The organism is Microvirga sp. P4_G7 (genome assembly GCF_056401005.1).
In genome coordinates, this window is sequence record NZ_JBFUKD010000710.1 from 1 (window position 1) to 1,814 (window position 1,814).

3 protein-coding genes are annotated in these 1,814 nt (G+C 62.0%); 2 read left to right on the top strand and 1 reads right to left on the bottom strand.

Going from position 1 to position 1,814, the window contains the following annotated elements; genetic code table 11:
- On the top strand, positions 1-1,091 hold a 1,091-nt coding region (tyrS, locus tag AC1DT3_RS19840; RefSeq protein WP_477466932.1), incomplete at its 5' end, for a tyrosine--tRNA ligase.
- A 19-nt stretch (positions 1,092-1,110) separates the two neighbouring features.
- The gene (locus tag AC1DT3_RS19845; RefSeq protein WP_477466933.1) at positions 1,111-1,539 is read left to right on the top strand and encodes an NUDIX hydrolase; all 429 of its coding nucleotides are present in this window, start codon (positions 1,111-1,113) and stop codon (positions 1,537-1,539) included.
- Between the two features lie 12 nt (positions 1,540-1,551).
- Here the strand turns inward: AC1DT3_RS19845 and AC1DT3_RS19850 are convergent.
- Positions 1,552-1,814, bottom strand: a 263-nt coding sequence (locus AC1DT3_RS19850) for a hypothetical protein (RefSeq protein WP_477466934.1), incomplete at its 5' end; no start/stop codon positions are given.

Below are 1,814 nucleotides of genomic sequence, written 5' to 3' on the forward strand. Positions count from 1 at the left end.
TGATGTTGCACTGGCTGCAGAAGACCGGCGCCGGCAAGCCGATCGCGCTCATGGGCGGTGGCACGACACGGGTTGGTGATCCTTCCGGCAAGGACGAGAGCCGCAAGCTCCTGACGGTCGAACAAATCGAAGACAACAAGACGAGCATCAAAGGCGTCTTTTCCCGTTTCATCGATTTCGGCGATCGTCAGTCGGACGCGATCATGGTCGACAACGCCGAATGGCTGACGACCCTCAACTACATCGAATTCCTGCGCGACGTCGGACGGCACTTCTCGGTCAACCGCATGCTCGCTTTCGACAGCGTGAAATTGCGTCTCGAGCGTGAGCACGAGCTGTCGTTCCTGGAATTCAACTACATGATCCTGCAGGCCTACGACTTCGTCGAACTGCACAAGCGCTACGGCACCGTGCTGCAGATGGGTGGCTCCGACCAGTGGGGCAACATCATCAACGGTATCGATCTCGGAAGGCGACTTGGCACGGCGCAGCTCTATGCCCTCACCTGCCCGCTCCTGACCACCGCCTCCGGCGCCAAGATGGGAAAGACCGCCTCCGGCGCCGTCTGGCTCAATGCCGATATGCTGAGCCCGTACGATTACTGGCAGTTCTGGCGCAACACCGAAGACGCAGACGTGGAGCGCTTCCTCAAGCTCTTCACAATCCTGCCGACGGCCGAGATTGCCAAGCTGGCCGCATTGCAAGGGGCCGACGTCAACGAAGCCAAGAAGGTGTTGGCGACCGAAGCCACGGCACTGCTCCACGGTCGTGAACAGGCGGAACTGGCAGCCGAGACCGCGCGCAAGACCTTTGAACAAGGAACGCTCGCAGAGAGCCTGCCCACGATCGAGGTGCCGTCCAGCGTCCTCGAAGCCGGCCTCGGCGTGTTGACGGCGTTCGGTCCCGAATACGCAAAGCTCCTCCCCTCCACGGGGGAAGCCCGGCGCCAGGTGAAAAGCGGTGGGCTCAGGGTCAACGACGAGGCGGTCGGTGACGAGCGGGGTGTCCTTCGGCTCAAGGACTTGACGCCGGAAGGCGTGATCAAGCTGTCGTTCGGCAAGAAGCGCCACGTGCTTCTCCGCGCAACGTAAGTCGCACTGCGGGCGGCACATGACTCTCTCGCCAGCCGGTCCCGTGGCCGCCGTCCTCGCGGTTGTCGTCCGTGAAGGAAAGGTCCTGCTCGTCCGACGTACCAATCCGCCCGATCAGGGACTTTGGGGATTTCCTGGCGGAAAGATCGAACACGGCGAGACGATCGAGACGGCGGCGGTCCGTGAATTGTTCGAGGAAACGGCCATCCTGGCAGAACCGAGATCCGTGCTGACGGCCGTTGATTTCATCGAACATCGCGAAGACGGCGCGGGCCAACATTTCATCATGATCGCCGTCCTCTGCCGATGGATGTCAGGGGTCGCCCAGGCCGGCGACGATGCCAGCGAAGCAGCTTGGTTCGATATCGCCGATCTCACCGCGATGCGCGACATCAGTCGCGATGTGGAACGTGTCGCCAGAATGGCGCAAGCGTCGATGGCAGACTAAAAATCCGTCTTGCTAGCGTTCGGGTGTCGCTGGCGGCCGCGCGGAATCCGCTTCCACTGTCCCAGCGCCAAAGAGCTTGCGCAAGAAGCCTGGCGCGACAGCTGACAGCGGATTGACCGTCAGCGTCGGAGACGCCGTCTGTCCCGACGCTCTGAAGTTGACCGCAAACAAACCCTCGTACTGGCTTCCTCCCAACAGCGGGCCGAAGAGCGGCACTTGCGCGAACACATTGTTCAAGCCGAAGGCCGGCACGAACGTCCCGCTGATGTCCAGGC